The sequence below is a fragment of the Anaerotignum propionicum genome (assembly GCF_024461735.1).
In the GTDB taxonomy this organism is placed as follows: Bacteria; Bacillota; Clostridia; order Lachnospirales; family Anaerotignaceae; genus Chakrabartyella.
The window spans coordinates 180,329-205,020 of sequence record NZ_JANGAD010000007.1 but is presented as its reverse complement, the minus strand read 5'-3'; the positions used below and the strand labels follow the sequence as shown (position 1 = coordinate 205,020).

22 protein-coding genes are annotated in these 24,692 nt (G+C 40.2%); 3 read left to right on the top strand and 19 right to left on the bottom strand.

The window, feature by feature from the left end; genetic code table 11:
* Nucleotides 1-75: 75 nt before the first annotated feature.
* From NE558_RS10955 to NE558_RS10940, 4 genes are all read right to left on the bottom strand, one after another.
* The gene (locus tag NE558_RS10955; RefSeq protein WP_256150099.1) at nucleotides 76-762 is read right to left on the bottom strand and encodes a response regulator transcription factor; all 687 of its coding nucleotides are present in this window, start codon (nucleotides 760-762) and stop codon (nucleotides 76-78) included.
* Nucleotides 763-853: 91 nt separating this feature from the next.
* On the bottom strand, nucleotides 854-3,223 hold the full coding sequence (locus NE558_RS10950; RefSeq protein ID WP_256150098.1) for an endonuclease MutS2: 2,370 nt from the start codon (nucleotides 3,221-3,223) through the stop codon (nucleotides 854-856).
* A gap of 280 nt (nucleotides 3,224-3,503) precedes the next feature.
* Nucleotides 3,504-5,477, bottom strand: a complete 1,974-nt coding sequence (locus NE558_RS10945; protein WP_305145048.1) for a fructose-1,6-bisphosphatase — start codon at nucleotides 5,475-5,477, stop codon at nucleotides 3,504-3,506.
* Nucleotides 5,478-5,798: 321 nt separating this feature from the next.
* On the bottom strand, nucleotides 5,799-6,617 hold the full coding sequence (locus NE558_RS10940; RefSeq protein WP_256150097.1) for a hypothetical protein: 819 nt from the start codon (nucleotides 6,615-6,617) through the stop codon (nucleotides 5,799-5,801).
* Nucleotides 6,618-6,769: 152 nt separating this feature from the next.
* On the opposite strand from NE558_RS10940, the gene ymfI reads away from it, so the two are divergent.
* The gene (gene ymfI, locus NE558_RS10935) at nucleotides 6,770-7,501 is read left to right on the top strand and encodes an elongation factor P 5-aminopentanone reductase (RefSeq protein WP_256150119.1); all 732 of its coding nucleotides are present in this window, start codon (nucleotides 6,770-6,772) and stop codon (nucleotides 7,499-7,501) included.
* On the top strand, nucleotides 7,501-8,190 hold the full coding sequence (locus NE558_RS10930) for a YjjG family noncanonical pyrimidine nucleotidase (protein WP_256150096.1): 690 nt from the start codon (nucleotides 7,501-7,503) through the stop codon (nucleotides 8,188-8,190). The genes ymfI and NE558_RS10930 overlap by 1 nt, the downstream gene beginning before the upstream one ends.
* A gap of 162 nt (nucleotides 8,191-8,352) precedes the next feature.
* Here NE558_RS10930 and NE558_RS10925 read toward each other — a convergent pair whose 3' ends face one another.
* Genes NE558_RS10925 through NE558_RS10915 form a run of 3 tightly spaced genes read right to left on the bottom strand, consistent with a single transcriptional unit; the run spans nucleotide 8,353 to nucleotide 10,855 of the window.
* Nucleotides 8,353-8,880 (bottom strand): GNAT family N-acetyltransferase, encoded by a 528-nt coding sequence (locus NE558_RS10925; RefSeq protein ID WP_256150095.1) that lies wholly within the window; start codon nucleotides 8,878-8,880, stop codon nucleotides 8,353-8,355.
* Nucleotides 8,881-8,895: 15 nt separating this feature from the next.
* Complete coding sequence (tsaD, locus tag NE558_RS10920; protein WP_256150094.1) at nucleotides 8,896-9,924, bottom strand: tRNA (adenosine(37)-N6)-threonylcarbamoyltransferase complex transferase subunit TsaD; 1,029 nt, start codon at nucleotides 9,922-9,924, stop codon at nucleotides 8,896-8,898.
* The gene (locus NE558_RS10915) at nucleotides 9,914-10,855 is read right to left on the bottom strand and encodes a ribonuclease Z (RefSeq protein ID WP_256150093.1); all 942 of its coding nucleotides are present in this window, start codon (nucleotides 10,853-10,855) and stop codon (nucleotides 9,914-9,916) included. The genes tsaD and NE558_RS10915 overlap by 11 nt, the downstream gene beginning before the upstream one ends.
* Before the next feature lie 364 nt (nucleotides 10,856-11,219).
* Between NE558_RS10915 and NE558_RS10910 the strand changes: the two genes are divergently transcribed.
* Nucleotides 11,220-11,390, top strand: coding sequence for a hypothetical protein (locus tag NE558_RS10910; RefSeq protein WP_256150092.1), 171 nt, complete (start codon nucleotides 11,220-11,222; stop codon nucleotides 11,388-11,390).
* A gap of 76 nt (nucleotides 11,391-11,466) precedes the next feature.
* Here the strand turns inward: NE558_RS10910 and rpmB are convergent, their stop codons facing one another.
* The 12 genes from rpmB to priA all read right to left on the bottom strand — a co-directional run bounded on the left by rpmB (nucleotide 11,467) and on the right by priA (nucleotide 24,649).
* Entirely contained in the window at nucleotides 11,467-11,670 is a 204-nt protein-coding gene (gene rpmB / locus NE558_RS10905) for a 50S ribosomal protein L28 (RefSeq protein ID WP_066051717.1), read from the bottom strand.
* Nucleotides 11,671-11,782: 112 nt separating this feature from the next.
* Nucleotides 11,783-12,421, bottom strand: a complete 639-nt coding sequence (locus NE558_RS10900; RefSeq protein ID WP_256150091.1) for a thiamine diphosphokinase — start codon at nucleotides 12,419-12,421, stop codon at nucleotides 11,783-11,785.
* Between the two features lies 1 nt (nucleotide 12,422).
* A complete protein-coding gene (gene rpe, locus NE558_RS10895) occupies nucleotides 12,423-13,088 on the bottom strand; it encodes a ribulose-phosphate 3-epimerase (RefSeq protein ID WP_256150090.1) in 666 nt (221 codons plus the stop codon).
* A gap of 1 nt (nucleotide 13,089) precedes the next feature.
* Nucleotides 13,090-13,971 (bottom strand): ribosome small subunit-dependent GTPase A, encoded by an 882-nt coding sequence (gene rsgA / locus NE558_RS10890; protein WP_256150089.1) that lies wholly within the window; start codon nucleotides 13,969-13,971, stop codon nucleotides 13,090-13,092.
* 12 nt (nucleotides 13,972-13,983) lie between these two features.
* Complete coding sequence (locus tag NE558_RS10885) at nucleotides 13,984-16,356, bottom strand: protein kinase domain-containing protein (RefSeq protein WP_256150088.1); 2,373 nt, start codon at nucleotides 16,354-16,356, stop codon at nucleotides 13,984-13,986.
* The gene (locus NE558_RS10880) at nucleotides 16,356-17,099 is read right to left on the bottom strand and encodes a Stp1/IreP family PP2C-type Ser/Thr phosphatase (RefSeq protein WP_256150086.1); all 744 of its coding nucleotides are present in this window, start codon (nucleotides 17,097-17,099) and stop codon (nucleotides 16,356-16,358) included. Before NE558_RS10880 ends, NE558_RS10885 begins: the two co-directional genes overlap by 1 nt.
* Nucleotides 17,100-17,174: 75 nt before the next feature.
* Nucleotides 17,175-18,224, bottom strand: coding sequence for a 23S rRNA (adenine(2503)-C(2))-methyltransferase RlmN (rlmN, locus tag NE558_RS10875; protein WP_256150085.1), 1,050 nt, complete (start codon nucleotides 18,222-18,224; stop codon nucleotides 17,175-17,177).
* 2 nt (nucleotides 18,225-18,226) lie between these two features.
* Nucleotides 18,227-19,573, bottom strand: a complete 1,347-nt coding sequence (gene rsmB, locus NE558_RS10870; protein WP_256150084.1) for a 16S rRNA (cytosine(967)-C(5))-methyltransferase RsmB — start codon at nucleotides 19,571-19,573, stop codon at nucleotides 18,227-18,229.
* A gap of 272 nt (nucleotides 19,574-19,845) precedes the next feature.
* Complete coding sequence (locus tag NE558_RS10865) at nucleotides 19,846-20,520, bottom strand: zinc metallopeptidase (protein WP_256150083.1); 675 nt, start codon at nucleotides 20,518-20,520, stop codon at nucleotides 19,846-19,848.
* A 90-nt stretch (nucleotides 20,521-20,610) separates the two neighbouring features.
* Nucleotides 20,611-21,540, bottom strand: coding sequence for a methionyl-tRNA formyltransferase (gene fmt, locus NE558_RS10860; protein WP_256150082.1), 930 nt, complete (start codon nucleotides 21,538-21,540; stop codon nucleotides 20,611-20,613).
* Nucleotides 21,541-21,554: 14 nt separating this feature from the next.
* Nucleotides 21,555-22,016: a peptide deformylase gene (gene def, locus NE558_RS10855; protein WP_256150081.1), complete on the bottom strand. Its 462-nt coding sequence runs from the start codon at nucleotides 22,014-22,016 to the stop codon at nucleotides 21,555-21,557.
* Between the two features lie 182 nt (nucleotides 22,017-22,198).
* Entirely contained in the window at nucleotides 22,199-24,649 is a 2,451-nt protein-coding gene (priA, locus tag NE558_RS10850) for a primosomal protein N' (protein WP_256150080.1), read from the bottom strand.
* Nucleotides 24,650-24,692: the final 43 nt, after the last annotated feature.

Sequence of the window (24,692 nt, the reverse complement as noted above, 5' to 3'; positions counted from 1 at the left end):
AAATTGAAAGAATATTTATGTAAGACGACTGATAATCAGCCGTCTTATTTTTTTATATTCTGAATAATACATCTGTTACTTCTGACCAAATTTGTACCCAACACTCCAAACCGTCAAAATGCCCCATTCATCTTCTTGGTTCAACTTTTCTCGAATGCGCTTTACATGCACATCCACAGTTCTCGTATCACCAATATATTCATAACCCCAAATTTGGTCTAAAAGCTGCTCTCTCGTAAAAACCCGATTGGGATGCTCCGCCAAATAGAATAAGAGCTCAAACTCCTTTGGGGGAAATTCTAAGCTTTTTCCATGATACGTTACGGAATAGTTTGAAATATTAATTTCTAAATTGGGAAACCGTAGAATATTGGCATCATCCTGTTGTTTTGGTTCATAACGACGCAAAACTGCCTTCACTCTTGCCACCAGCTCCTTAGAATCAAAAGGCTTCACAATATAATCATCAGCTCCAAGCTCCAACCCAAGAACCTTATCAAAGGTTTCACCTTTTGCTGTCAGCATAATAATTGGGACATTGCTTGTTTTCCGAACCTCTGCACAAACCTGATATCCATCCATGCCTGGTAGCATTAAATCTAAAATAACCAAATCCGGCTTAATTGCGCCTATCTCCTTGATTGCCTCTCTTCCATCGTATGCTTCCCTGGTGTCAAAGCCCTCTTTCTCTAAGTAAAGAGAAATCAGCTCTGCAATATGCTTATCATCATCTACAATCAAAATCTTTTGTTTTCCGCTCATGAAGATCTCCCCTCTTGTTGAAAGAAATACTGAATCTATCGAAACTCATACGCTCAGCGGATGGTTTTGTTAACCCACAACGCCGATAGTATTACTTTAGCTCAACTACTGTGACACCTGCTTCACCTTCACCGTATACCCCTGGTCTTTGGCTTTTTACATGAGAGTTTGTTTTCAAATAACTCTGCACAGCTGTGCGCAAAGCCCCCGTTCCTTTTCCATGAATAATCACAATCTGCTTTAACCCAGATAAATATGCATCATCGATATATTTATCTATGTTTGCCAACGCTTCATCCACCAATTGTCCTCTGCAATCAATTTCAGCCGAAATGAATTGGCTTTTTGAAATCTTGGCCCTTGGAGCCGGCTGTTTTTGTTTCGTTTCCTTAGGTGCAGAATCATCCAACATAAGCTCAGCCAATGGAATTTTGGCTTTCATGCTGCCCATCTGTACCATAACTTCTTTGTTTTTATCAGGAGGAGAAAGGACAACACCGTTTTGATCGAAGGAAATAACATAAACACGATTGCCCGCCAGCAAATTTTCAGGCACTTTATGGCTGGGTTTAATCTTTTTAGATTTCAGAAAATCCTCTTGCACAGAAGATAACTTCTCCTTTAGCTTGCTCCTGTTTTCCAAAAGCTTTTGCTGATTTCCCTTTTCTTTTGCTTGACGGTTCATTTCTTTTATAATGCTATCCGCCTCTTCCTTGGCCTGGGCATAAATCAGCTTTGCTTCCTCTCTGGCTTTTTGCAAAATCTTTTCTTTTTGCTCTCTGGTTATTTCTTTTTGTCGTTCTACCTCAAGCTTTAAATTTTCCGCTTCTTTGCGATACTGCTCAGCTCGCTCTTGCTCAAAGGCAACAGATTTCTTGCTGATTTCCAGGTCAGTGATTACATCTTCAAACCTAGCCTCATCTTGGCTGATGAATTCCTTTGCACTATCAAGAATATACTCCTGTAAGCCTAAACGCTTAGAAATGGCAAAAGCATTACTCTTACCGGGAATACCAATTAACAAGCGGTAAGTTGGTCGAAGGGTTTCCACATCAAACTCACAACAGGCATTTTCAACACCCTGTGTAGAAAGCGCATAAACCTTAAGCTCACTGTAATGTGTTGTCACAGCTGTGCGAATTTTCCGTTCTTTTAGAGCCTGAATAATGGCAAGTGCTAAAGCAGCTCCTTCCGTGGGGTCCGTCCCTGCGCCCAATTCATCAAAAAGAACCAACGAATCGTCTGTCACTTCATCCATTATTTTTACAATATTGGTCATGTGGGAAGAGAATGTGCTTAAGCTTTGCTCAATACTCTGCTCATCTCCAATATCAGCAAATACATTATCAAAAATAGCTAATTGGGAATTGTCAAACGCAGGAATATGAAGTCCTGCCTGTCCCATCAGTGTAAACAAACCAAGGGTTTTCAGCGCAACCGTTTTCCCTCCGGTATTTGGCCCTGTAATCAATAATGTTGTAAATTCCTTGCCCAAATAGATATTGATTGGTACAACAGCCTTTGCATCTAAAAGGGGGTGTCTTGCTTTTTCAATATGAATATATCCCTTTGTGTTAAAGAAAGGTCTGGTTCCACCCATGGAAACAGATAACCCTGCCTTTGCAAAAATGAAGTCCATTTGAGTTAAAAGCTCCAGATCTGCTTCCAAAACCATGGTGTTTTCGGTAACCAGACGGGAAAGCTCAACCAAGATTTTCCGAATTTCATCTTTCTCTTTTGCTTGAAGCTCCTTTATTTTATTATTCAGCTGAATAACACTTAGGGGTTCCATAAATAACGTGGAACCTGTGTTGGATTGGTCATGTATCATACCGGGAAAGGTGTTTCTGTATTCACTTTTTACAGGAACACAATAACGGTCATTTCGAATGGTAATTACAAAATCCTGAAGCATATTGCGATATGCCGAGGAAGAAATCACTCCGTTTAAGTGATCTCTTACTTTTTCATTGGAAATTTTAATCTCCTTGCGGATGTTCCGAAGCTCCCCACTTGCATCATCAGAAATCTCTGTTTCAGAGAGGATGCATCGATTAATCTCATTTTCTAAGGAAGCTATAGGTGCCAATAATTCAAAATACTCATCCATTCGTTCATAGAATTCTGCTTTATTTTCATGCTTACCGTAATTTTTCATCTTTCGGCACACATAAAGAAACTCCCCAACCTCCATCAATTCGGAAATAGAGAGAACCCCTGCCATGCCTGCCCGCTTTAACTGGGGTCTTATTTCACGAAAACCACCAAAGGACGGTGTGCCTTTTCTTAAAATCATATCTGTCGCTTCCGTAGTTTCTTGCTGCCATAAAGCAATATCGCTCATCACCGTAGCTGGCTGCAGTTCTCTGGCTCTTTCCTTTGCCATTGGTGAAACCGCAAAAGAGGCTAATTTTTCGATAATCTTATCATATTCCAACTTGTGTAATGCTTTTTTGTTCATTTTTATCCCTCATTCATTTCATAGAGAATATCTATATTATATCTATTATCCTTTAGTATACCATAAAAGAAAGAAAGCTAATAGAATTCCTTTTAAATTTAACTTTTAAGATTTTATAAAGCTTTTTCGTTCCATTGCTTTTTTCTTAGTTCCTGTCATTGCATAGAAAATTGTATAAACCTTTGAACATACACCATTTTACTATCTAGGAGCGTGTTGTTATCATGCTAAACAAAAAGCAGACCGCCAATCCTCTTTATGAGAAACAGCGGTCTTTTCATTATTGTTCTTTGATTAAGCCATTCTTATATGCATAAAGCAACTTTTCCAACTCATCAATGCTTTCTAATAACTTTTTACCAATGTCCGTATCTCTTACACGAATACGATCCTGGGTATATTGCAATGCAACAGTTGAAGATAAAATGTCCTTTTCCTCTGCAATGGCCACTTCCGTTGAAACAAAGGGCTCATGGGAAACCAGTACCAAGCCATGGGAGTTATAAATCAATGTGTAGCCTGCAATACCCGTCACCTTCTGATACGCCTTGGCAAACCCACCATCAATAACAAACAATCTTCCCTTCGCCTTAATCGGGCTTTCTCCCTTGGATACCTTCACAGGCACATGCCCATTGATAATATGTGAAGCATCAGGGTCAAGACCAAAAGCAGATAATACCGTTTTGCAAACATTCTCTTCGTTTCGCAGTGTGTAATAAGGATTGCTGACTTCCTTATGGGTAGTTTTATCATCTATAAAATATCGCTCAAAGGTAGTCATCTTTTTCTTGCCAAACAGAGGAGAATCCTCCCCACACCATAGATACCAAATGATGTCCATACATTCACGTTTATTTTCACTATGGGGTTTGCTAAAGTAGCCCTCTCTCGCTGTTCTTTCCACTTCATCCAAGTATTCCTTACCGGAGTATTGTTTCCCTCGGAAGGTTACGGTTTTCAGTGTACCGTCTTCATTCATGGGAATACCACCGTGGAATAAAAGATTAGAGTTGAAAATGGTATACATACTGCCTTTGCTGAAAAGAACCCTTGTGTGTGCCTGTAATCTCTCGCTGTTTACAAAGGAGGATTTCACCTTGTCCATTACAATCTGTTCCTCTGGGGTCAGCTTATAGGGATCCTTGGGATCAACAGTTGGGAAATTCATATCATTCATCTGATATTCTTTTCCCTCAATTTTAATAGTTCCTTTTTCTAAATTAATTTTGTCCAAAAGCAAACGATTTTCCATCTTGAACTCTGGATGGCGCTTAATAATCTGGGCTTCCATTTTCCATTGAATAATGGAAATTGCCTTATGCATTTTGGCAATCATATTAAAATCCTTATCGCTCATTTCTTCTGTGCCCTTAGGCGCAAATTGTGCACAAGGATCATCGGCATATTTCTCCATCGCAAAGGTCGCCAATGGAATCAGGTTAATTCCATAATCCTCTTCAATGGTATCCAGATTTGCATATCTGGTCTGAATTCTCAATACGTTACAAATAAGGGCTTGGCAGCCTGCCGCAGCACCCATCCATGCAATATCATGGTTGCCCCATTGGATATCAACAGAATGATATTTTGCTAAAATATCCATAATTTGCGCCGCATTAGGCCCTCTATCATAGATATCTCCAATCACATGCAGCTGGTCAATTGCCAGTCTTTGAATTAGATTCGCAAGAGCAATAATAAAACGGTCTGCCTGATCCAAATCAATGATTGTACGAATGATTTCGTTATAATACATTTCCTTATCACGGCTGACACTGTCTTCATGAAGCAGTTCTTCAATAATATAAGCAAACTCCATGGGTAGGGCTTTTCTCACCTTTGAGCGTGTATATTTTGATGAAATCACCTTGCAAATACGCACCAGTCTATGTAACGTAATTTTATACCAATCGTCCAAATCCTCTTCCAGCTCCGTCATCATTTCCAGTTTTTTCTCCGGATAATAGATGAGGGTCGCCAAAGCCTTTTTTTCGCTTTCCCGCAGGCTGGCACCAAAGATTGCGCTGATATGGTTTTTAATAACACCGGAAGCATTTCTAAGAACATGGCTAAAGGATTCCGCTTCTCCATGAATATCTGATACAAAATGCTCTGTGCCCTTGGGTAAATTTAATATGGCTTTAAGATTCATTACCTCTGTTGCCGCACTATTAATATTTTTATATTGATTCGCCAATAATTTTAAATATTTCATTTCTTCCTTCGTAAAGGTACAATCTGTCGAGTACATTTTCTGCCACCATTCTTTCCAATTTAAAAATTGTCCTGTTTTATTATAGCAGAGGGTTTTTTCTTTTCCTAGACCTTTTTCAAAAATATTTTCTTTTTTCGGGACATTATTCGTCCCACTTCGTGAATTATTGACTTGCAATTGATTGATATTATAGTTTAGGTTTACAAACAAATCTCAGAAAAAGTAAACTAATCGATATTTCTTCTCAGTATTTATGGATTTACTTTTTAAAAAAAAGAACCTTGTTCAAAAACAAATCAGTTCAAAGAGTAAAATCTTTAAACGTCAGTCATTTTACTTGAAAAAGGCTCTCATATTTTAATTTTTCTCGTCCTCAGTAGTACTATACTCTTTTACTTGTTTTACCCCCAGTAAAACCGCCTCCCGATTCATATACAAAACAGCTAATGTCATACTGGCAAAACAAGCAACAATGTAGGACAATGTGTAAGATAATATATCGGTTGCTATGTGTCGAGGGAGAATTAATTTTACAGTGCCAAAAATCCAATCCCAACTCAGTGTGATAAGAAAAATAGTTAAAATCATCAAAACTGTTTTCCAAAACCTCCCCTTGGTCAACTTGGCACTATATTCTAGGGCTTTCCATCCCTTTTTTTGCCTTAGTCCAATGGCATAAACATAAAAAGTCCAAATCACTCCCAAATAAACTCCTGGAATGATAAAAAACATGCTTGCAATAAAAACCAGAATAAGGTATGGAATTGCTGTTATTATAACGCTCCAAAGGCAATCCATTGCCTCCCCAATGATTTCCTTCATGTGGATGGGTTCGCCACACACACTTTTCTTCGCAATTTTTGCAATAGATATGACTCCAATTGGCTCTAAAAAAAGATACAATGCAATGAGCAATAAATAATTCTCAAAAAAATTTAGAGCTGCTCCCTTAAAAGCAGGCATATTTTCTAAAATTGCTCCTGTATTATTAAAGCTGTCTAAAAGTTGCACGCCAATGTTCAAGCGGTCCATAATCATTGCATTTAAAATACTAATGGGAAAAAACAAAAAAGCTACTACAACCATTACCATAGAGAAATTATCAAAAAATAATTTCGTGGCAATAGATAAAATATCCGTCAATTTTAATTCCTTATTATTAATCGCTTCCAGCATTACTTCCACCCTTCCTGACTAAAAAGTCAACAGAACTAGTATACCGCATTCCCTAAAAAAAACCAACTGCTTTCTGCCTTGTATTTCTTAATTATTTCCGATACAATAATTAAAATATAACAATTTAGAAAGTAGTGATCATTTTGAGTCTAATGGGTAAAACCGTTTTTATAACCGGCTCCTCCCGAGGCATCGGGCAGGCAATTGCCTTTGCCTTTGCCAAAGCAGGCTGTAATATTGTTTTAAATGCATCAAAAAGCAAAGATGCTCTTTTGGAAATGGAGAAACAGCTTGCAGAAGATAACATCCCCGTGCTCGCCCTCCTTGGAGACGCTTCCGATTATGATAGCTGCAAGAAAATGTTTCAGGTGATAGAAAATACCTTCGGTAGTGTTGATATTTTAGTCAACAATGCGGGAATCTCTCATATTGGTCTGTTTTCTGATATGACACCCCAAGAGTGGCAAAAGCTCATAGCTGTGAACCTTTATTCTGTATTTAACTGCACCCATCTTGCAGTGGTTGATATGGTTCGAAAAAAAAGTGGCTCAATCATCAACATCTCCTCTATGTGGGGTGAGGCAGGGGCATCCTGTGAAGCTGTTTACTCTGCATCTAAAGGTGGCATTAACAGCTTTACAAAAGCCATGGCAAAGGAGCTTGGTCCTTCCGGAATCCGTGTGAATGCCATTGCCTGCGGTGTCATTGAAACACAAATGAATGCCACATTTGATGACGAGGAACGAAAAGCACTAGCAGAAGATATATCTCTCATGCGTTTCGGTACACCCGAGGAAGTGGCAAAATTGGCACTTTTTTTAGCCCAAGAGGCTTCCTCCTATCTTACCGGACAAATTATCACCTTAGACGGAGGCATGCTATAATGATTAAAAGATTTCTATTATTTGATATTGATCACACCCTTATGGATTTTTCAGCCACGGAAAAAAAGGGATTAAAAAAGTGCTTTGATTCTTTTGGAATCCCCTTTACCGAAGAAATTTTCTCTTGGTACCTTTCCCATAACCGTAAGCTTTGGTCACAATATGAAAGCGGTAAAATTCCTCGTGATATCATTTTTCAAAACCGCTTTACCGATACCTTTGCAGAATTTTCAATTAAAGCCGATGGAAATCTGATGGAAAAGGCGTATCGACAAGCCCTTTCAGAAGGCATTGATTTGATTGAGAATGCTCTGGAGGTAGTGAAAAAACTGCATAAAACCCATGAACTATATGTAGTAACCAACGGCCTTGCCTCTACTCAGGAGAAACGTTTAACCGACAGTGGTCTTGCACCTTACTTTAATGCAATCTTTGTTTCGGAGGTTATTGGGCTTCAAAAACCAATGCCAGAATATTTTGACTACTGCTTTGAACGTATCCCAAATTTTCAAAAGGAAGAGGCCATCATTATTGGCGATTCCCTATCCTCTGATATTCAAGGTGCCTTACATGCAGGCATAGACAGTTGCTGGTTTAATCCGAACAAGGTTGTCAATGAAACTGCCTTTCAGCCCACCTGTGAAATCCAAAGCTTGATTGAATTGCTCCCACTGTTTGAAATCCATTGACATACATAAAAATATAAACGGTATCTGCAGTTTTTTTGCAGATACCGTTTTAAGTTTTTTCACTTCTCAGATATAACAAAAACAAGTTACCTTTTGTTTTGTAAAATCCAACACCGCATTACAGAAAGAAATAAACAAGACCTACCCAAATAAATGGCTAAACTATTCGTGCATGCTCTTTTCCATACAAACCAAATTTTCCCAAATAACATTCTGAAAATGAAAAAGACACTTTCCAGCCAACTCATACCCTAAATTAGAATATAAACCAATAGCCGGTTGATTTCCCTCATATGTATCAAGTCTTATGACTTTACACCATCTTTTGCGTGCATATTCCTCAGCAAATGCAACAAATTCTCTGCCATAACCCTTCCCACTGGAATTTGGGCGGATACAAAGCGTATGAATCACTAAAACGTCGTCATTTTCAGCTGAAATCTTCCAAGGAATATTGGCGTATTCCTTGGGCTGAATATGGTTCAAAATTATGCTTCCATACAACCGCCCTGCCTCATCCTGCCCAACAAAAAGAGTGCCTTCCCTCAGAGCCTTTTCAGCATCTCCTTTTGTTGGATAAAGTCCTTTCTGCCAGTTGGTATAGCTGCCGTTTGCCGCTTCGAAATCCAAAACTTCGTGATAGATTGCTTCAACTTCATCTAAATCTTTCTCCAATGCTTTACGTATCAAAATATCACTCCCCCGTTATCGTTGTCCCAATTTCAAGCTTGGATTCGCATTCAAATCCAAACCATCCCTTACGCCTGCTAAATATTCATAATACGCCGCACACCCAATCATTGCCGCATTATCCGTGCAAAGAATAGGGGAAGGGATGCTAAGCTGAAAACCTTCCTTTTTACATGCCTCTTTCATTCTCTCTCGCAGAGCGCTGTTGGAAGCCACTCCACCAGCTAAGGCAATCTTCTGTAACCCTTTGCCCTTTGCGGCCTTAATAGCTTTTCCCACCAATACCTCCACAACGGATTGTTGAAAACTTGCTGCAATATCAAAAGGGTTGATTTCCTCACCCAACATCTTTTGCTTATTCACATAATTTAGAACGGCGGATTTTAAACCACTGAAACTAAAATCATAGCTATCTTCTTCTAAAAATACACGAGGAAATTTTATTGCATCAGGATTTCCTTGTTTTGCAGCAGCATCAATTTTAGGTCCCCCCGGGTAGCCCATTCCAATGACTCTGGCCACCTTATCATAAGCCTCACCTGCAGCATCATCTCTGGTTTTACCTAAAATTTCGTATTTGCCATAATCAGAGACATAAACCAAGTGAGAATGTCCTCCTGAAACAACCAAAGCCATATAGGGCGGTTCAAAATCCTTATTTTCAATATAGTTTGCGCAAATATGCCCTTCAATATGGTGTACACCAATCAATGGTTTATTAACCGCAAAAGCTATGGCTTTTGCCTCAGCCAAACCAACCAAAAGCGCTCCCACCAAACCAGGCCCATAGGTAACCCCAATGGCATCCACTTCTTGAAGGGTTACGCCTGCCTCTAGCAAGGCTTGGGTTATTACCCCATCGATTGCCTCTATATGTTTTCTGGATGCAATTTCAGGCACAACACCCCCATAAAGGGTATGCAGGGCAATTTGAGAGGAAATAACGTTAGACAGAACCTCCCGTCCGTTTTTCACAACAGCAGCCGCTGTCTCATCACAGGAGCTTTCAATTGCCAATATATAAATGTCTTTTTCATTTTCCATATTTATTGTCCTCCAAATTATCCTTGGGAAACAGGATGGTGGTACTCATTCTTTCCACACCCAAAACCGTATTGGGGAAAATATTCTGAGCAACCTCTAAAAATAGCTCAGGCTCGTTGAGAGATGGACTGAAGTGGGTCAGCCAAAGAGCTTCTGCTTCTCCGTCCTTAGCCAGCTGTGCCGCCTCAGAAAACAGCATATGCTTATTCTCCTTTGCTTTTTGTATTTTTTCGTCCTCGCCATACATCCCTTCGCAAATAAAAAGCTGAACACCTCGAATAAAGTTGCGTAATCTATCCGCAGGTCTGCTATCTGTACAATAAGCTACACTTATTCCCTGTCTTGGGTTCCCCAGCACCATATCAGAGGTATATGTCTTTCCTTCGAACGCTAAGATACCTTCCTTTTGCAAACTTCCCCATAAGGTTTTTGGAAGACCCAAGGCTTCTGCCTTCTTTATATCAAACTTTCCTCTGCGCTGTAAATCTATACGATACGCATAACATTTCACCATGTGATCCGCTAAGCAATGAGATATTATAAAATTGCCCACCTGAATGGGATTTGGCGTATCCTTTCCAATTTCAATATATGTTAGTGGAAATGGCAATTCAGGACAAATCCTGCAAAGTCCTTCCACAATATAAGCAAGCCCCTGTGGCCCAATGATCGTAAGAGGTTCCGTCCTCCCCGCATTGCCAATGGTCAGCAAGAGCCCAGGAAGACCTGAGATGTGATCCGCATGGAAATGGGTGATGCAAATCACGTCAATAGATTTAAAGCCCCATCCTTGCATCTTCATGGTTACCTGCGTGCCCTCGCCACAGTCAATCAGCAAAAGCCGCCCGTTTATCCTGGCCAGCATTGCCGTTAAAAATCGTCCGGGCATAGGCATCATTCCGCCTGTTCCCAGCAAACAAATATCAAGCATAACTTTCTCCTTTGAATTTAAAAATTACCGTTACTTTTCATCATATCGTATTCCTCGTTAAAATACAAGTTTTGCCACAGAAATGCGTCAATATACTTTTCCTCTTTCTAATTTCTTGAAATGCATTTCTGTTCTTTTTGGGAAATCATAAAAGATATGCAAATAATTTGTACAAAGCTCTTTCTTCCCAACACCTCTTCACCAATATTATTTTGTACAATTCAAATCAATGTCTATAGAAAAAAGGAGCTTCTAAACATCTTTTTTGGCTCCAAAACAAAATATTCAAAATAATACGAAAAAATTTTATTTTTCAGGTACAAAAACGTATTCATCGGAATAGAAATACTAAGGGGGGGTTCTTATGCGTAGGAGATTTCGATATACACCATTAAAATGGATATGCGGGGTTATTTTCGTTTCTTTAGGCATAGGAATGCTTCTGGCCGTATTGATACCCTATTGCATTCCTCTGCTAGCACTTCTGTTTATTGGTGCAGGTATTTGGCTTATCTTTAATTTCTATCAGTGTTAAGAAAAGTGCCATAATTTAATAAAACGAAAAAAAGCCTTTCTCCAAACTAGGAAAAAGGCTTTTAGCTCTCGGTCAATTAGATTGCACGTGTAACTTTATTTGCACGCATACATTTTGTGCAAACGTAAATAGATTTTACATTGCCGTTATTTTCAACGATTTTAACTTTCTTTACGTTGGGTTTCCACTTTCTATTCGCACGTCTACTAACCTGACTACGGTTAATGCTGATTCTATGACCTTTCATCTGGCCCTTTTCGCAAATTTCACATTTAGCCATGTCTGCACCTCCTCCACTACTGCTTTATGTGACATAACAAAGATATTTTAGCAGAAAAGACAAAGTTTTGCAAGGAAAATCAGTGGATAATTTGAGTTTTTTTTCCTCTGCCTCAATCCTTGGAACGAATTACATAAAGATATCCTTCTGTAAAATCAATTGTTGCCACTTCCTTTGCCAATACATTGCTCACCGCAACCATATCATCATCTAATGCCAAATCCCTGTTTATTAAGGGATATTCAAAACCCGTAAGGGTAATCCCTTTAACCATCATCGATAGTGGTATGGTAGAAACTAAGTCTCCAATCTTTCCGTATATCGTAATAGGTCTATCCACTAGCTCTACACAATTATTTTCATCCACCAGTCTTGCACGTATTCCTTTTTTCAAAAGTCCTAAAAGCAAATGAGCATTGGCAAGGGAATGATCAAATCGGGAACCCAGTCCCCCCAGTAAAATTATATCTGTAGCGCCCTTTTCCAAGGCTAAGGCAATCCCCAATTGCATGTCCGTTTCATCTTTTCTGGCAGGAAACTGACGAATAGGTATGCCTTTTTCTTTATAATAGTCCAAAACTTCTTGGCTCACCGAGTCAAAATCACCAACAATATAGTGGGGCATTAAACCCAACGCTTTGGTATGATGCAAACCGCCATCACAGCAAATAAGAACATGGGCACCTTCTAAATAATCTTTGCAAAATGCATAATTAGAAATTTTCGCTCCCGCAAAAATGACTGCCTTCATTTTACTCATACTCCTTAAAAATTTCAAAGAAATCTTTAGCAGCTTTGGCAATATCCTCTTTTCCGAATACTGCAGAACCTGCAACGATTACATTTGCTCCAGCATCTAAAACAATTTTCACATTTTCCTGAGTAATACCACCATCAACCTGAATATCATACCCCAGATTCATTTCTTTTTTCCAAATTGCCAATTGACGAATTTTAGAAACCTGATTTTCCATAAATTTCTGCCCGCCAAAGCCAGGTTCCACCGTCATAACCAGAACCATTTCCACATCGGCTAAGTATGGCTTCACTGCTTCCACAGGTGTATTTGGCTTAATGGTAATGCCAGCCTTGGCCCCTGTGCTATGAATCAAGTCAATTACCTTCTTGGGGTTCTCTGTAGCTTCCAAGTGGAAGTTTATAATATCCGCCCCAGCTTTGCCAAATTCTTCAATATATTTTTCAGGCTCAACAATCATCAAATGAGCGTCAAAAACCATATTGCTCGCCTTACGAATTCCTTTGATTACAGGAATGCCAAAGGAAATATTGGGTACAAAAACACCATCCATTACATCCAAATGAATATAAGGAGTACCTGCTTGCTCAATGATTGCCAGCTGTTCCCCGATTTTTGCAAAATCGATGGAAAGCATTGATGGAGAAAGATAAATTGCCATTTTATTTCTTCCTTTCCTCTTCCTTTTTCAGTTCATGAACTATATTTACATACCGTTCGTAGCGCATAGGATGAATTGCCTTTCCAATTTGTGCCTTTACAGCACAATCCGGCTCATTTACATGTATGCATCCATGATAATAGCATGCATGGACAAACGGTTCAAACTCTCTGAAATAGTATTGCAATTTTTCCGATGGAATATGATTTAAAAACAAGGAGGTAAATCCAGGGGAATCTACAATATAGCTGTTCTCACTAATCCGTATCAACTCTGCATGTCTGGTGGTGTGGCGTCCTCGCTGTATCTTCTGGCTGAGTTCCCCGGTATTTAGCTCTAACCCAGGAAACGCCGCATTAATTAAGCTGCTTTTCCCCACGCCTGACGGTCCTGCAAAAACAGAAATTCTATTTTCCAACGCCCCTTTCAAATCTTCCACACCACTGCCAAGCTCTGCACTGGTGCATATCACCAAATACCCTGCCTGTCTGTATATTCTTGCAGCTTCTTCATAATCCTGATTGTTATCCTTGTCAATTTTATTTAACACGATGACAATATCCAGTTCCTGCTCCTCCGCAAGGAGCAGGAACCGATCCAACAAGTCTAAGTTCATATCTGGACTTTTTGCCGCAAAAACAATAACCGCTTGATCAACATTGCTCACTCTAGGGCGAATTAGTTCAGTTCTTCTTGGCAGTATTTCATCCAAGCTGCCTTTTTTGTTTTCTTCATCCAAAACGGAAATTTTCACATGATCACCAACCGTAGGTCGGATGCCCTCTTTTCTGAAAATCCCCCTTGCACGGGTTTCAAAAACGCCTTTTTGGGTATCTATATAATAAAACCCACCGATTCCTTTTACAATTACGCCTTCAAGCATATGCCCTCCATCTTATTCCGAAAAATTCACATTTTGTGTCCATTGCAGTTCATCATCAATATAACAGCTTACGGTGCCACTACCCCTACCTGTTAAGTTAACTGTATAAGGGAATTGAGTTGAATTTCTTGTCTCATCTATGGCAGGGAAAAGACCATCCGCATCATTTTTCACAACACGAACATATAAATCTCCATCCGCACCACTGGGTGCACTGATGGTAAAGGCCTTGGTTCCTGTTGTTGCCTCACCGCCACTATTATTTCCACCACCATTGTTCATATTCCCATTATTAGCATTGCCATTATTACCATTTTGCGCTGGCTCGTTTGTTACAGCTTTGCCAGAGCTGATTACCAGGTTCACAATGCTTCCACTTGGTGCCTCTTGCCCTGCACTTAACGTTTGGGTCATAACCTTGCCCTTATCCACAGTTTGGCTTTCTGCATAAGATACACTGCCAACCGTTAATCCAACTGCCGTCAAATCTTTTTTCGCCTGCTCTTCAGAAAGCCCCATGACGCTTGGCACAGAAACACTCTGATTTTCATCACCTTTGCTTACCTTTAAAGTAATGGTAGTCTTTGCATTAATGCTTGCACCCACATTAGGAGTTTGATCTAAAACAACGCCAACTTCTTTATCCTTGTCAAAAACATACTCAATTCTAGGCGTTGTCCCTACAAGAGAGATTATTTTGCTGGTAGCTGCTTTTTCTTCCTCACCAACCAACGAAGGCATATCCTGAGAAGTCAACCCAAGGCTGGTTTTGATGCCAATCTTTGTGCCGGAGGAAGCCATTGAGCCTTCCTGAACTGACTGATAAATAATATATCCTTCATCATAATAACTGCTGTAATCTTGTCCTTCCTCCACCAACTCTAAACCCATTTGCTTTGCAGCCGCTTGGGCATCACTAAGAGGCACACCAACGAAGGCAGGAATTTCAATGTTTTTTTCTGACAAAATCAAACCGCCACTTAAAAGCTTCATCCCTAAAACGGATATTACCCCAATAATCACCAAAGCCGTTGCAATTGCAGCAATGATTACTTTCTTTTCTGCTTTACGGTCATGTTCATTTCCATAATCCCCCTCTTTTCTGGGGTTTCTACGCATTCTATTGGGCCTTTTACTTGTTTTCACAGGCTCTGCCTCCACATATTCATTTTCATAATCGTCTTCTTTGGACAAGCGCAGCTTTTTCCCATATTTTTCAAAACTTACCATGGGTTCTTTTTCAGCCTGTGCTTCCACTTCCTCTGTTTTATCCGAAAAAGTATTTCGATTCAGTCTGATAAATTCAACTTCTTTTGGATCAGCCGATTTCGTTGCCTCTAAATCTTCTTTTCCACCAGATGTTGCATCAGCAGAACCTGCCTCCGGAGCTTTTTCTTCTAAACTTTGCTGTTCTCTAAGCTCAGCTGCCACCTCTGCTCTTCTGGAACGACGTACGCCATTGGTAGTTCCACCCGCTGTTCCTGCTAAGGTTGCTGCTGTAACTGCCGCTTCAACCTCTTTTTTCACAGGTGACTCTGTATGTAAAAATCCACCCGCCGTATCTGTCCTGGCTTTCAGTAAATCTGCCAGCATCAGCTCAACGGTTGCATATCTTTCATCCGCTTTTTTCATTGTTGCCTTTTTTATAATGCCCTCAATAGCCGGGGTACAATTGGGGTTATACTGTCGAATATCAGGCAGTTCCTCGCTAATATGCTTTAGAGCAATGGAAACGGAATTATGTCCGTGAAAGGGCAAAACACCGGTTATCATTTCAAACATGGTAATACCCAAAGAGTAAATGTCACTCTTTTCATCCACATAACCGCCTCTTGCCTGCTCTGGGGAGAAATAATGTACAGACCCCGCCGCATTGGCTGTGGTAGTCATAGTAGAAACTGTGGCAGCTCTGGCAATACCGAAGTCCGTAACCTTAACCACACCATCCGTTCCCACCAAAATATTTTGTGGCTTAATATCTCTATGTATGATGTGAGCCTTATGAGCCTGAGCCAATGCAGAAGCAATCTGAATGGACACATTTAAAGTGGAACGGGAATCAAAAGGAGCCTTTTGACGAATTGCCTGCTTTAAAGTATCCCCATGAATATACTCCATAACAATATAATTTGTTTCACCGTCCTCACCAACATCGTAAACACGCACAATGTTGGGGTGAGAAAGCCTTGCCGCCGAGCATGCTTCGGAACGAAATCTTTCAATAAATTCTTCATCGCCGATGAATTCCTCACGCAAAACTTTAACGGTAACATATCTGTCCAGTTTCTTATCTTTACCCCGATATACCATAGCCATACCACCGGAGCCAATTTTTTCTATAATCTCATATCTATCCCCAAGGATAGTTCCGGGATTCAACAACATTAGTTCTTACCTCCTACATCAACCAAAATCAAGGAAATATTATCATATCCGCCTCGTTCATTGGCCATTTCAACCAATCTCTGCGCCTTTTTTTCCAAGGTAATCCGCTTTCCTATGACTTCCGCCATTTCCTTATCTGATACCATACCGGAAAGTCCATCTGTACAGAGGAGTAATATATCTCCCCTCAGTGCATTCTCCACAATTGCATCTGTTTCAACGGTTTCTTTAATCCCCACAGCACGGGTAATAATATTTCTTTTGGGATGACTTGCTGCCTCTTCCTTTGTGATGGAGCCAAGCCGAACCAATTCCATGACATAGGAATGATCTGTGGTAAGGGCACTCAGCTCTTTTTTACGAAATAAATACGCACGACTGTCCCCAACATATGCAACAAAAATTTTACCATCCTGAACAGCTGCGGCAACCATGGTTGTACCCATCTCTGCAAATTCACGCTCAGAATTGGATTTATCATACACAGCCCGATTAGACGCCGCCATGGCCTCCGCCAATAAATCAGGTATATCCTCCTCGCCGTGGGAATCTCTCTCCTTTTTGATATAATCCAAAAAAGAATCAATGGCATACTGACTAGCCACTTCTCCGGCATTGCAGCCCCCCATTCCGTCTGCAACAATAAACAGGTTTTGAATTTCATCCTCAGGCAACGGAACATAAAGGGCATCCTCATTATTTTTTCTGCATTTACCAATATCACTGATACCTATTGCTTTCAAGCAATCCACCTCCCCGGTGTACAAAATCCGAAATGAATTATCCTCAAGCATAACCTCTTTTTTAGAAATTGATAACTATGATAATTCTCTTTTGTCTTTTAAATGACTGCGTCTTAGCTGACCACATGCCGCATCAATGTCACTGCCCAGTTTTCTGCGAATGGTGGTTTCCACTCCGTTTTCCTGTAACAGTGTCGCAAATTGTTTTACTCTATCGTTAGAGCTTTTGATATAGTCTCGCTCTTTCACGTCATTCACAGGAATTAAGTTTACATGACAAAGCGTATCCCGAAGCTTTTTCGCTAACTCTTTGGCACAATCATCACTGTCATTTACTCCACGCATCATAGCATATTCAAAAGTTATCCGCCGTTTGGTTTTCTCCGCATAATCACGGCAAGCAACCAATAAACGATCCATTGAATTAGCCTTTGCCACAGGCATAATGCTCTTTCTAATTTCATCGTTGGGGGCATGAAGAGATACCGCTAGGGTTATCTGCAAATGCTCCTCTTCCAACTGATACATTTTTTCAATCAACCCGCAGGTTGAAAGGGTAATGTGTCTTTGCCCCATATTCTGCCCATCAGGATGGTTGATTAAATGTATAAATTTTACCACATTCTCGTAGTTATCCAAAGGTTCGCCGCTGCCCATCAGCACCACTCCGCTGATACGCTCACCACAATCCTTTTGTATCTCATATACTTGAGAGAGCATTTCACCTGCCGTCAAATTTCGCTCTACACCATCTAATGTAGAGGCACAAAATTTGCAACCCATACGACATCCCGCCTGGGTTGAAATGCACACAGTATTTCCATGCTCATATTTCATCAATACGCTTTCAATGACCGAATCATTCTCTAAAGCAAAAAGATATTTTCTTGTTCCATCAACCTGAGATATCAATCTACGTACCATTTCCACACCGCCAAGAACGGCATTTTGCTGTAGCTTTTCTCTCAAACTCTTAGAAAGATTTGTCATCTCATCAAAGGAAGAAACTTGTTTTTTGTGTATCCACTCGAAAACCTGTTTCCCACGAAACTTGGGTTCCTTCATGTCAGCCAAAAAAAGCTGCAATTCTTCTAAACTCATAGATTTTAAATCATTTTTTGCCATGTTTATCCCTTTCTTTTCATTTTTGCAATAAAGAATCCATCCGTATTGCTATTATGGGGTAACAGTGTAATATACCCCTTCTCAGCGGTTTCCTGCCATAGGGTCTTTGGCAAAAATTCCGTAATATCCTCAGTGATAAACTCTGGATGATTATTTAAAAACCACTCCACGTTTTTTTCATTTTCTTTTTTACATAAGGTACAGGTGCTATAAATCAGGGTTCCTCCCTGCTTCACATATTTTGCCCCATTTTCTAGGATTTGACGCTGAATGGGAACCAATTGATCAATTTCCTCCCCATTTTTCTTTAATCGAATATCCGGCTTTTTCCCCATCAGTCCTAAGCCTGAGCAAGGTGCATCCACCAAAACACGGTCGAAGGCATCTGCATAATTTTCGTTAAATTCAGTGGCATCCTGCTGTATCGTTTCGATCATTGTAATTCCAAGCCGCTGGGCGCCTTGGGCAATTAATTCTATTTTATGCTCATAGATATCTCCGCATACAAGCCGACCTGCATTTTCCATCTTTTCTGCAATGGTAAAGCTTTTTCCCCCAGGTGCAGCACAAAGATCTAAAATACGCTCTCCCTTTTTGGGAGCCATCATTTCAATTGCAAGCTGAGAGCTTTCATCCTGCACATGAAACAAACCATCGGTAAAGGCTTTGAGTCGTCCTATATCTGCTGTTTTCTTTAAATGCAAAGCAGATAAAACCAGTCTACCATCGGTTACGGTTGTACCCAGCTTTTCCAACTCTTTTCTCAAGGATTCCTTTTTCGTTTTTAATGTATTCACACGAATGGTTACATCAGGAGAGCAATTATTTGCTTTGCAAAGATTTTCTGTCTCTTCATACCCAAAATAGGCAATCCACATTTTAATCAACCAAAGGGGGTGAGAATATTGGATATGCAAAAAATCTGGCGTACCCTTCTGGGGCAAAACAATATTTTCTTTTTCCCGTCCCACGGTGCGTAAAACACCATTTACAAAACCCTTTAACGGTTCCAGCCCTCTTTCAGAAACCAACTTTACGCCTTCATTACAGGCAGCAGAATCAGGTACCTTCATAAAGTACATCTGATAGACAGCAGTACGCATCACCGCCAAAATCCATGGCTTCATTTTTTCTGTTTTTGTCTTAGAAAATTGATTAATGACATGGTCAATATAGTATAAATTTCGTAATGTACCATTTACAATTTCTGTTACCATGGCTCTATCCTTAGCAGGCATTGCCCCATTCTGTCGCAAAAGCCTTCTTAAAGCCATATTGTTATATGCGCCCTCTTCCATAATCTCCATTATGGCTTCGGCAGCAATCTCTCTTGGGTTTATCTGTATCATTCTATTTTCCCCTTCATCAGGAATGTGATTCAAGCAGATTTCATCTGCCTTACTAATCACTAATTCATATAACCGTTATTATCTTATGTCCAATAAAGTTTATCCCCCACACAACATAAATAATCCGTTAAATCTAATCCACTAAATTATTATTATAAAGTATTCGCTGCCATAGAGCAACATTTTTCGCCATTTCTCCGAGTATTTCATTCTTTCACAAGAAATGGCAAAAGGCCGATTTTCAAAATGAAAAATCAGCCTTCTTATGATATTTAGTCGCTTCTTCTTCCAAAAATCCCAATCAATCGTAATAACTGAAGGACTGCCACAATGGCCGCCGCAACATAGGTTAATGCAGCTGCCCGCAATACCTTTTTTGAACCTTCAACTTCGCTTTCATCCAAAAAGTTCTGCTCAACCAAAAGATCAGTTGCTCTAGCCGATGCATCAAATTCCACAGGTAATGTGATTAATGTAAACACTACCGATGCGGCAAAGAAAAGAATGCCTATCTGAATCATCCAATAACCACTGTTCCTGGAAAAAAGCATTCCAATAAAAATTAGTGGCATAGCCAACCTCGATCCTAAATTCGCAATGGGATAAAAAAGACTCCTTAGTGCAAGAGGACCATATCCAACATCATGCTGAATGGCATGGCCTGTTTCATGGGCTGCTACACCCAAAGCCGCTACCGATGGACTATCATAAACATTCTGGGAGAGACGTAGTGTTTTTGTACGAGGGTCATAGTGATCTGTAAGATTTCCGCCCACTCTCTCTACACTTACATCATGTATCCCTGCATTTTGCAGCATCATGGTTGCTACCTGTGCGCCTGTATAACCTCGTTTGTTACGAACATTGGCGTATTTGTTGTATGTTCCAGTTACATTCGCCTGTGCATACAGGGTGAGTATCATAGCCAAAATTAATAAAATAAACATAATTGGTTCCTCCTTTTTGTTTTCTAAATTTTAAGGAAATCTGTTTACATAAGTGTGCTGTTGCGAACACGAAGTTTTTCCTTAAAAAGACTACTGTAAAAGGACGCCCTGATTGATAGCATGACCTCTCAAATACGCATCCGCCGGCATTCTCTTTTTGCCTGTGGCTTGCAATTCCGTTATAGTCAATGCCCCATCGCCGCATTTTACGACGAACCCCTTCTTGTTAATATCAACAACCTCACCGTATTTCCCCCAGTGATAGTCACCTTCCGTTTTTGTTCCTTTAAAAAGCTTTAGAGGTTCCTCTTCATACATTGCATATGCTCCCGGTGCCGGATCCAGCCCCCGCATAAGATTCAAAATTTCCTCTGCACTTTTTGACCAATCAATATGCCCAGTTTCCTTTGTAATCATTGCGGCATAAGTTGCCTCCTCATGATTCTGGGGAATTCTTTCCACTGTTCCTGCCTGCAAAGCAGTTAAGGTTTCTAGAAGCAAATCTGCACCTGCCAATGCCATTTTATCATGAACAGAGGCAAAATTGTCCTCAGGTGTAATTGGCACTTCCGTCTTTAAAAGCATATCCCCCGTATCCATGCCCTTAGCCATAAACATAGTGGTAATTCCCGTTACCTTTTCCCCATTTATAATAGACCACTGCATTGGCGCCGCCCCTCTATACTTAGGAAGTAAAGAGCCATGTACGTTAATACAGCCATATTGGGGAATATTCAAAATACTTTCTGGCAATATCTGTCCGAAAGCCGTTACTGCTATCACATCAGGATTCAAATCTTTCAACAATGCAACAAATTCAGGGTCTCTTGCCTTTTCAGGCTGATAAACCTGAATCCCTTGTTCCAGCGCATACTCCTTAACAGGAGTTGGTGCCAGTTTTTTCCCTCTGCCTTTTGGCTTATCCGGCTGGCTGACAACAGCAATCACTTCATGCTGTGTCAATAGAGCCTTCAAAGAATACACCGCAAAATCCGGTGTACCCATAAAAATCACTCTCACGGGCTTATTCCTCCTTAAACCTCTTCCACATCTTCTGGTGGAATGGCTTTGTCAATATATAAAACTCCGTCCAGATGATCTGTTTCGTGGCAAATAGCCACAGCCATCAGCTCTTCTCCTTCCACAATAATCTTCTCACCATTGCGGTTTAAGGCCTCCACACGAACATATTCGGGACGATCTACCAATTCACTTCTTCCAGGAACACTTAAGCATGCCTCATAATCAATTTGTGAACCCCTTCTTTCCACAACAACGGGGTTAATCAGCTCAATCAGACCATCCCCAATATCAATGGTAACGATTCTTTTCAAAATACCCACTTGGGGTGCAGCAAGACCAACACCATTTGCGGCATACATGGTTTCTGCCATATCATCCAATAATGTAAGTGTATTCTGATTTATTTCCTTTACCGGCTTACAAACTTTTCTCAAAATTTCATCGGTACTCAAGCGTATTTCTCTTGTTGCCATTTATCTTACCTCCTACAATTACTATCCATACAAAAACATTTCTTCTTAAATTCCAATATTATTGGCTTTAACTTTAAGATTTTAGCTTCATTAATCTACTCTAAATTTCTAAAAAACCAACTATCTATCCATATCACAATAAAAAACAGGGTTTACCCTATATTTTAACATAAAGTTTTCTATTATACAATATTCAAGGGATTTCGTGTTAATTGAAAGTGTATTCCCTTCCCCACATTTTGTTGTCCTTTTTCAACACACCTGCCTACAAACCCCACTAATGCATCTTCTTCCGGCCCTTGAATCAAAATCCGTTGTCGATACTCTCCTCTAAATTTAAACAACATGGCCGGCACAGGCCCCATAATAAAAAAGCCTTTTTCTCTATTTTCCACCTGCAGGATTTCACCTAAAACATCAGCGGCTTTTACTGTTTCTATCTCATCTTCACCACTTATTACAACAGAACAAAAGGCTCCAAAGGGAGGATATCCCATCATCTCACGCAATAATACTTCTTCTTCATAAAAGCCCTTATAATCCTGCTCCGCAGCATGAGTAATGCAGTAATGCTTGGGCTGATAGGTTTGGATATAAACCCTTCCCCTGTCATCAGCTCTACCTGCCCGCCCCCCAGCTTGAGTAATTAATTGAAAGGTGTTTTCAGAAGCATAAAAACTGCCTGTATTTAAAGAAGTGTCTGCCGCCATTACTCCAACCAAAGTTACATTGGGGAAATCATGTCCCTTTGCAATCATTTGAGTCCCAACAAGTATATCAGCTTGTCCCTTGCGAAACGCCTCTAATATCTGATTATGGCTGTTTTTACCCATAGTGGTATCTAAATCCATACGAAGAACATTGGCTCTTGGAAAAAGCCGTCTTACCTCTTCTTCAATTTTTTGTGTCCCTGTTCCGAAGTAACGAATGTATTTTGAACCGCATATAGGGCAATTTCGGGGGCTTTCCACCGTCTTGCCACAATAATGGCACATCAGTGCATCTTCTTTTGCATGATATGTATAAGAAATACCACACTCAGGGCAACGCATTACATGACCACAGCTACGGCAGGAAACAAAGGTTGCAAATCCCCTTCTATTTAAAAACAGCATGGTTTGCTGACCTTTTTCTAAATTTATTGCTATCTCCTGCTGTAAAATCCGACTAAAAGAAGATCGATTTCCCTCCTCCAACTCTTTGCACATATCCACAATGTGCATCCGGGGAAGGGTTCCTCCCCCCGTTCTTTCTTTCAATTCCAGCAGTAGATATTCTCCTTTTCTGGCTTTGTGGTAGCTGACCAAATCAGGAGTCGCACTACCCATTAATAAAACTGCACCTGTGTCCTCAGCAAGTATCTTGGCCGCTTCCCTTGCATCATACTTCGGGGTAATATCGGAGATATAGCTGTTATCATGCACCTCATCAATGATAATCATTCCCAAATCAGAAAAGGGCATAAACAGTGCTGATCTGGGCCCAATCATAACAGAAATCTCTCCGTCTCTGGCTTTTTTCCATTGATCTAACCGCTCTCCCGCCGAGAGCCTGCTATGAGTTATGGATACAGCCTGACCAAAACGAGAAATAAATCTCTCCATCATTTGGGGTGTCAAAGAAATTTCAGGAACCAACACCACCGCCTGTTTCCCCATATCAAGTATTTTGGCAATGCTTTGCATATAAATTTCTGTTTTTCCGCTTCCTGTAACTCCATGAAGGAGAATGGGTTTACCCTTTTCCAAATTTATTTGATGTTCAATTTCCTCAATTGCCGCTCTTTGTTCTGCTGTCGGATAAAATGGCGTGGTTTTTTCATAATCCTCCAGAGAAAAAACTGCTCTTTTTTTCTGTACTCTACGCTCCAGTAGTATTCCTTTTTTCAAAAGGGTTTTTAATGGGGATTCACTAATTCCAATATTTTTAATTTCTTCAAGGGTAACCTCACCCTTTTCTTGTAATAAATATAAAAGTTTTTTTTGCCCCAAAAGACGCTTGTCCGTCTCTGCTTTTTTCATGGTATCTTCCAACAAAGAAGATTGATCATTGAAGGAATAATAACACTGCTCCATTTTATATTCTGAGCGAGTCATCTTTTGCTTCAGATGAATAATATTCTTTTTTTGCAGTTGTTGTATTGCATGATTACTGCCACTCCCCAACAATTTCTCCAGTTCACTCAAAGCGCCGGAACCGCCCATTTCCTTCAAGGCCTCTAAAACCGCTAATTCCCCACCTTTACAATCAGAAACATCAGCTGTTTCATTGAAAAGCACCTGCCATATGCTTTTGGTTTTAATTCCTGTAGGCATAATGGCTTGCAAGCATTGATTTAACGTGCAAAAATAGTGCTCCTTCATCCATTGTGCTAAATGAAGCATTTGAGGTGTAAAAATTGGTATGCCATCATCCAGAATTTCAAGGAGGTCTTTTAGCTTTTCCGAGGCAATCTCGCTCTCCTCAGCCAAAGAAAGTATGTATCCCTCAGTTTTAGTATTTCTCCGCCCAAAAGGCACAATCACTCGAACACCTACTTTAGCATCTTCCTGAAAGGCATCGGGAACTTTGTAGTCAAAAACCCTATCCGTTTGAGGATGGTTCATTCCAACAATAACTCTGGCATAACGCATTTTTTCCACCTCCTTCTAAATCAAAATACTGTCAAAAAGGCGA

Excerpts from the sequence above, each read along its gene's own strand:
- NE558_RS10950 (WP_256150098.1), bottom strand. The coding sequence starts at position 3,223 with ATGAACAAAAAAGCATTACACAAGTTGGAATATGATAAGATTATCGAA.
- NE558_RS10940 (WP_256150097.1), bottom strand. The coding sequence starts at position 6,617 with ATGCTGGAAGCGATTAATAATAAGGAATTAAAATTGACGGATATTTTA.
- def (WP_256150081.1), bottom strand. The coding sequence starts at position 22,016 with ATGGCAACAAGAGAAATACGCTTGAGTACCGATGAAATTTTGAGAAAA.
- NE558_RS10945 (WP_305145048.1), bottom strand. The coding sequence starts at position 5,477 with ATGTACTCGACAGATTGTACCTTTACGAAGGAAGAAATGAAATATTTA.
- NE558_RS10885 (WP_256150088.1), bottom strand. The coding sequence starts at position 16,356 with ATGTTGTTGAATCCCGGAACTATCCTTGGGGATAGATATGAGATTATA.
- NE558_RS10930 (WP_256150096.1), top strand. The coding sequence starts at position 7,501 with ATGATTAAAAGATTTCTATTATTTGATATTGATCACACCCTTATGGAT.
- rpe (WP_256150090.1), bottom strand. The coding sequence starts at position 13,088 with ATGGCAATTTATCTTTCTCCATCAATGCTTTCCATCGATTTTGCAAAA.
- priA (WP_256150080.1), bottom strand. The coding sequence starts at position 24,649 with ATGCGTTATGCCAGAGTTATTGTTGGAATGAACCATCCTCAAACGGAT.
- ymfI (WP_256150119.1), top strand. The coding sequence starts at position 6,770 with ATGGGTAAAACCGTTTTTATAACCGGCTCCTCCCGAGGCATCGGGCAG.
- NE558_RS10900 (WP_256150091.1), bottom strand. The coding sequence starts at position 12,421 with ATGAAGGCAGTCATTTTTGCGGGAGCGAAAATTTCTAATTATGCATTT.
- rlmN (WP_256150085.1), bottom strand. The coding sequence starts at position 18,224 with ATGGCAAAAAATGATTTAAAATCTATGAGTTTAGAAGAATTGCAGCTT.
- NE558_RS10910 (WP_256150092.1), top strand. The coding sequence starts at position 11,220 with ATGCGTAGGAGATTTCGATATACACCATTAAAATGGATATGCGGGGTT.
- tsaD (WP_256150094.1), bottom strand. The coding sequence starts at position 9,924 with ATGGAAAATGAAAAAGACATTTATATATTGGCAATTGAAAGCTCCTGT.
- NE558_RS10915 (WP_256150093.1), bottom strand. The coding sequence starts at position 10,855 with ATGCTTGATATTTGTTTGCTGGGAACAGGCGGAATGATGCCTATGCCC.
- NE558_RS10955 (WP_256150099.1), bottom strand. The coding sequence starts at position 762 with ATGAGCGGAAAACAAAAGATTTTGATTGTAGATGATGATAAGCATATT.
- rsmB (WP_256150084.1), bottom strand. The coding sequence starts at position 19,573 with ATGATACAGATAAACCCAAGAGAGATTGCTGCCGAAGCCATAATGGAG.
- NE558_RS10865 (WP_256150083.1), bottom strand. The coding sequence starts at position 20,520 with ATGTTTATTTTATTAATTTTGGCTATGATACTCACCCTGTATGCACAG.
- rpmB (WP_066051717.1), bottom strand. The coding sequence starts at position 11,670 with ATGGCTAAATGTGAAATTTGCGAAAAGGGCCAGATGAAAGGTCATAGA.
- rsgA (WP_256150089.1), bottom strand. The coding sequence starts at position 13,971 with ATGCTTGAAGGCGTAATTGTAAAAGGAATCGGTGGGTTTTATTATATA.